4 protein-coding genes are annotated in these 5966 nt (G+C 40.9%); 3 read left to right on the forward strand and 1 reads right to left on the reverse strand.

From position 1 onward, the window contains the following. Window positions 1-7: 7 nt before the first annotated feature. Entirely contained in the window at window positions 8-1840 is a 1833-nt protein-coding gene (gene typA / locus CL42_RS15360) for a translational GTPase TypA (protein WP_035270590.1), read from the reverse strand. A 178-nt stretch (window positions 1841-2018) separates the two neighbouring features. Between typA and CL42_RS15365 the strand changes: the two genes are divergently transcribed. From CL42_RS15365 to CL42_RS15375, 3 genes are all read left to right on the forward strand, one after another. Continuing rightward, complete coding sequence (locus CL42_RS15365) at window positions 2019-3383, forward strand: uracil-xanthine permease family protein (RefSeq protein ID WP_035270592.1); 1365 nt, start codon at window positions 2019-2021, stop codon at window positions 3381-3383. Window positions 3384-3444: 61 nt separating this feature from the next. Further along, a complete protein-coding gene (locus CL42_RS15370; protein WP_035270594.1) occupies window positions 3445-4470 on the forward strand; it encodes a class I SAM-dependent methyltransferase in 1026 nt (341 codons plus the stop codon). A gap of 10 nt (window positions 4471-4480) precedes the next feature. Further along, complete coding sequence (locus CL42_RS15375; RefSeq protein ID WP_035270596.1) at window positions 4481-5935, forward strand: amino acid permease; 1455 nt, start codon at window positions 4481-4483, stop codon at window positions 5933-5935. Window positions 5936-5966 lie beyond the last annotated feature (31 nt).

Below are 5966 nucleotides of genomic sequence, written 5' to 3' on the forward strand. Positions count from 1 at the left end.
AAATCAATTAAGATTTATTACGTTTACGTTCGTTTTCAGTCAACCAACGCTTACGAATACGAATTGATTTAGGTGTAACTTCAACAAGCTCATCATCTTGAATAAATTCAAGTGCTTGTTCTAACGTATATTCAATCGCAGGAACAAGTGTTAATGCATCATCAGTACCTGATGCACGAACGTTTGTTAATTGTTTCGCTTTAGTTGGGTTTACAACCATATCGTCAGAACGAGAGTTAATACCAATAATCATACCTTCGTAAACTTCTAACTGAGGTTTAGCAAATAGACGACCACGGTCTTGTAAACTGAACAATGCATAGCCCAAGCATGTACCTTGAACCATAGAAATCAACACACCGTTTTGACGTTTTGCAACAGAACCTTGTTTCATTGGTCCATAGTGCGAGAAACTTGAGGTCATGATACCAGTACCTGAAGTCATGGTCATGAATTCTGAACGGAAACCAATCAAGCCACGTGAAGGTACAGTTGCTTCAATACGAATACGACCTTTACCGTCGACTTCCATATTGGTCATTTCACCTTTACGGTTACCCATTTGTTCCATTACAGCACCTTGATGCTGTTCTTCTACGTCAAATGTTACGTTTTCGTATGGCTCTTGCATTTCGCCGTCAATCTCTTTCAAGATTACTTGCGGACGAGATACACCCATCTCGAAGCCTTCACGACGCATGTTTTCGATCAATACCGAAAGGTGAAGTTCACCACGGCCCGACACTTTAAAACGGTCAGGACTGTCAGTATCTTCTACACGAAGTGCTACGTTGTGAATCAATTCGCGGTCAAGACGTTCACGGATGTTACGTGAGGTCACAAACTTACCTTCTTTACCGGCGAATGGTGAGTTGTTAACTTGGAATGTCATCGATACTGTAGGCTCATCTACAGAAAGCGGTGGCAATGCTTCAACATGTTTAGGATCACAAATCGTGTCAGAGATATGAAGTTCGTCCATACCTGTTACACATACGATGTCACCTGCAGAAGCAGATTCAACGTCGATACGCTCTAAACCATGGTAACCCATGATTTTTAAGATACGACCGTTACGTGTTTTACCATCTTTGTCGATTACCGTTACAGGTGTGTTCAATTTCACTGAACCACGTTGGATACGACCAACACCAATAACACCAACGAAGCTGTTATAGTCAAGTGAAGACACTTGCATTTGGAATGGACCATCAACATCCACTGCTGGCGGCTCAACGATGTCTACGATTGTTTGGAACAACGGAGTCATGTCTTCAGCCAATTCTTCTGGTGAAGGACCTGCTACACCACGAAGACCAGAAGCATAAACCACAGGGAAGTCTAACTGTTCGTCAGTACCACCAAGGTTATCAAATAAATCGAATACTTGATCGATTACCCAGTCAGGACGCGCATTAGGCTTGTCAACTTTGTTGATAATTACGATTGGTTTCAAACCACGTGCGAACGCTTTTTGCGTTACGAAACGAGTTTGTGGCATTGGACCTTCTTGTGAGTCGACCAAAAGAAGTACACAGTCAACCATCGACATTACACGTTCAACTTCACCACCGAAGTCGGCGTGTCCCGGGGTATCCACGATGTTGATACGGTATTCAGTATCAGTACGTTTATCTAACCATTTGATTGCAGTGTTTTTTGCAAGAATGGTAATACCACGTTCACTTTCAATAGCGCCTGAATCCATGACACGCTCGATCTCACCCGCGCGTTCACCCAAAGCACCTGATTGTTGTAAAAGTTTGTCGACAAGAGTCGTTTTACCATGGTCGACGTGTGCGATGATGGCAATATTACGGAGAGTTTTAATATCTGACATGTAAATTCGATACGCTTTAAATTTGAGGGCAAATTATACAGAAAAATCCTAAACTTTTATAGTGACTGTTTCTTTACAATTTCATTTTTTTTTGACGAATGGTTATGTTTCGGTTTTGTAAACGCATGTAACTCGATTAGAATGTCGGCACTTTCGCTTAATCTAGATGGTATAGACCATGTCTGCTCCCGACCAATCTCAAGAACCGAAACTCGATCTTGTTTATGGTTTAGACGATAAACCAAAACCGTTCATCGCTTTTCTCGCTGCCATTCAGCATTTACTTGCCATTATTGTTCCGATTGTTACTCCTGGTCTATTGATCTGTTTGGCTTTAGGTGTTTCTAAAGAAGATACAAACATGATCCTCTCCATGTCATTGGTGATTTCAGGTATTGCGACATTCTTACAAAGTAAAAAGGTTGGTCCTTTCGGTGCAGGCTTACTAATTGTTCAAGGTACAAGTTTTAACTTTATCGGTCCTATTATTGGGATTGGCTCAGCAATGGTTGCCGCGGGAACTCCAGTTGAAACTGTTATGGGTTCAATTTTTGGTGTCGTGATTGCAGGCTCATTCATTGAAATGGGAGTTTCACGCATATTACCATGGGTGAAAAAACTCATTACTCCACTTGTGACTGGTATTGTTGTACTTCTCATTGGCTTAACCTTGATTAAAGAAGGTTTAATCTCAATGGGTGGTGGTTACCAAGCGATGGGGAATAACACTTTTGCCAATACAGACAATCTCATTATGTCTTGTACTGTTTTGGCATTAATCATTCTCTTAAACCGCTTAAATGTTACATGGGTTAAGAGTAGTGCGATATTAATTGCACTGATCGTAGGTTATGCGCTAGCAGGCTTCATGGGCCATTTAGATTTTTCTGGCTTAGAAAATGCACCTTTGGTTCAAATCCCTACACCAATGCACTTTGGCTTAGACTTTTCTTGGAGTTTATTTATACCAATGGCATTTATTTATCTGGTTACTTCATTAGAAGCGATTGGTGATATCACCGCGACTTCTAAGTTATCTAATCAACCTGTTGATGGTCCGAAATGGATGGAGCGCATTAAAGGTGGTGTACTCGTCAACGGTGCAAACTCCTTACTCGCAGGCTTATTTAATACTTTCCCGAGTTCTGTTTTTGCTCAAAACAACGGAGTAATCCAATTAACTGGTGTCGCTAGTCGCCACGTGGGTATATGGATCGCCGCGCTATTAGTTATTTTGGGTTTACTACCTGCAGTGGCTGCCATCATCCAAGCTGTTCCTCAAGCTGTACTGGGGGGCGCTGTCATGGTGATGTTTGGGGCTGTTGCAGCATCAGGGATTAATATCCTTTCTGGTATTCAGCTTGACCGCCGTGCATTGCTTATTATTGCAATTTCACTTGCTCTTGGTTTAGGTGTTGCTCAAGTTCCACAGATTCTTGAACATATGCCTGAACTCATTCGTAATATATTTAGCTCTGGTGTAGCAACTGGCGGCATTGCAGCCTTGATCTTGAACTTCGTTCTACCTGAAGCAAAGAAATAATTTAGATTGAATCAAAGACTGCCCAGCATTGTCTGGGCTCTTTTATTCTGTGGAGAAATATATGGTTCCTCAAAGTGAAGTTGTTATTCGTCAACATAACTTTCTGAAAGGTCGAATATTATTAGTCAATGCACCAACTGATGACTTAAGCACTCAGCTCGATAAAAACATTCAGGCTTCAGTATGGACATGGAATTATAACGACTTTCTATTTTTCCAAAATCAAAATATTCCTGTTCATTTTGGGACGGATATCCCTGAAGCAGAATATGATCAAGTCATTGTTTTTGTGCCTAAAGCCAAAGAGCTTTTGAATTACTTACTACACAGTGTGGTATTAAAACTCGGTCTTGGTGGATCAATTTTTCTTGTGGGTGAAAAGAAAGGTGGCGTTGAACGAGCAGCAAAACAACTCGTTCCATTTGGCAAATGTGTCAAACTAGACAGCGCTCGTCATTGTCAAATGTGGCAATTAATTATCGATCAGACTCCTACGCCTCGAGCTTTAGAAAATTGGGCTCAACAATATACAATTCAAACACCGAATGGCGAATTACAGATTTATGCTTTACCTGGTGTATTTAGTCAAAATAAACTTGATATTGGTACAGCTGTATTTCTCCCCTACCTCAATCGAGTGAGTTCAGGTAAAATCGCTGACTTCGGTTGTGGTGCTGGCATTATCAGTGCATATTTAGCCAAATTGAATCCCAAAAATCGTATTTTTGCGCTTGATGTGGATGCTTTTGCGCTCGCCTCCACCCGCCTAACATTTGAAAAAAATAATTTGTCACCAGAACAGCTCGAAATCAAAGCTGTGACTGGCATTGAAGATGCGCCACTATTTTTACATGCCATCGTCAGTAACCCTCCTTTCCATCAGGGTATATACACTGATTACAATGCGAGTGAGAATCTTTGTAAGACATCACGTCGCCATCTAAAATCTGGTGGTGAACTTTGGATCGTGGCAAATCGTTTTTTAAACTACCCAACTCTCATTGAGCAAAATTTTGGTCAATGTGAAACTTTGACTGATCAACAAGGCTTTAAAGTACTGTTTGCAAGTACTCAAAAGAAATCATAAGGAACTTTCGATGAGCGAAACCGGTCAACTTAAGCGAAAGCTTGGAGCACGCCATCTTAATATGATCGCCATTGGTGGTTCTATCGGTACAGGACTATTCCTAGCTTCGGGTGCAACAATTGCCAATGCTGGCCCTGGTGGTGCATTACTTGCCTATTGTTTAATTGGCGTAATGATTTACTTCCTCATGACCAGCTTAGGCGAACTCGCAACACACAATCCAACATCAGGTGCTTTCTTCACCTATGGCACCAAATATGTCGAAGGTGGGTTTGGATTCGCACTAGGCTGGAACTATTGGTACAACTGGGCGATAACCGTCGCATTTGAACTTGTTGCAGTTCAATTCATCATGAAATTTTGGTTTCCTGATATCCCAGGTTTCTATTGGAGTGCCATTTTCCTTGCTATCGTTTTTGGTATTAACGCCTTAACAGTCAAAGGTTTTGGTGAGTCTGAGTTCTTTTTCTCACTCATTAAAGTTCTTGCCATCATTGCATTTATCATCATTGGTATTTTCATGATTGCCAAAATCATGATGACACCCAATGTTGCAACTTTCGCAAATTGGTCAAAGGGTGAAGCGCCATTTGTAGGTGGTTTGTCAGCATTAATTGGTGTCGCGATGATCGCAGGATTCTCATTTCAAGGTACTGAAATGGTTGGTGTTGCCGCTGGTGAGTCGAAAGATCCGAAGAAAACCATTCCTATTGCGATTAAACAGATCTTCTGGCGTATTCTCTTATTCTATATCGTTTGTATTTTTATTATCGGCACATTGATTGCGTATGATGATCCTCGTCTAATGCAAGCTGCTTCAGATGAGAATATTGCATTATCACCTTTTACTTTACTCTATGAACAAGCAGGCTTTGCTTTCGCTGCAAGTGTCATGAATGCAGTCATTCTTACGGCTATCCTTTCTGCCGGAAATTCAGGAATGTACTCTTCCACACGAATGCTGTTTGATATGGCAAAAAATGGAAGTGCACCCAAAGTTTTCTCCAAACTTGATGGTCGCGGTGTACCAATGAATGCACTTTATGCTACGACAGCAATCGCAGCATTATGCTTCTTGACGACATTTATTGGTGAAGAGGAAGTATTTAATTGGCTTCTGAATATGTCTGGTATGTGTGGCTTTATCGTATGGCTTGGTATCGCAATCTCTCATTACCGATTCAGGAAAGGCTATTTGGCTCAAGGATATAAGTTAGAAGATTTAGCATATCGTGCAAAATTTTTCCCTTTTGCACCGTGGTTCGCTTTTGTTTTGTGTGCAATCGTGGTGTTAGGTCAAAATTATCAAGCCGTACTTGATGGGGAGTGGATCGCAGTAGTCTCCACATATATTGGGATCTTCTTATTCTTAGCAATATGGTTAGTTTATAAGTTTAAGTACAAAACCAAGTTTATTGAATATCAAGATATGGATGTAAAACCGATTCAAGTCGAACAAGACTAATAAAAAAAACAGCTCAAATTGAGCTGTTTTT

It is taken from the genome of Acinetobacter sp. Ver3, from assembly GCF_000632455.1.
GTDB lineage: Bacteria > Pseudomonadota > Gammaproteobacteria > Pseudomonadales > Moraxellaceae > Acinetobacter.

What these genes read in the sequence shown, in the direction of transcription:
- CL42_RS15370 (WP_035270594.1), top strand. Translation starts at nt 3,445, where the DNA reads ATGGTTCCTCAAAGTGAAGTTGTTATTCGTCAACATAACTTTCTGAAA.
- CL42_RS15375 (WP_035270596.1), top strand. Translation starts at nt 4,481, where the DNA reads ATGAGCGAAACCGGTCAACTTAAGCGAAAGCTTGGAGCACGCCATCTT.
- typA (WP_035270590.1), bottom strand. Translation starts at nt 1,840, where the DNA reads ATGTCAGATATTAAAACTCTCCGTAATATTGCCATCATCGCACACGTC.
- CL42_RS15365 (WP_035270592.1), top strand. Translation starts at nt 2,019, where the DNA reads ATGTCTGCTCCCGACCAATCTCAAGAACCGAAACTCGATCTTGTTTAT.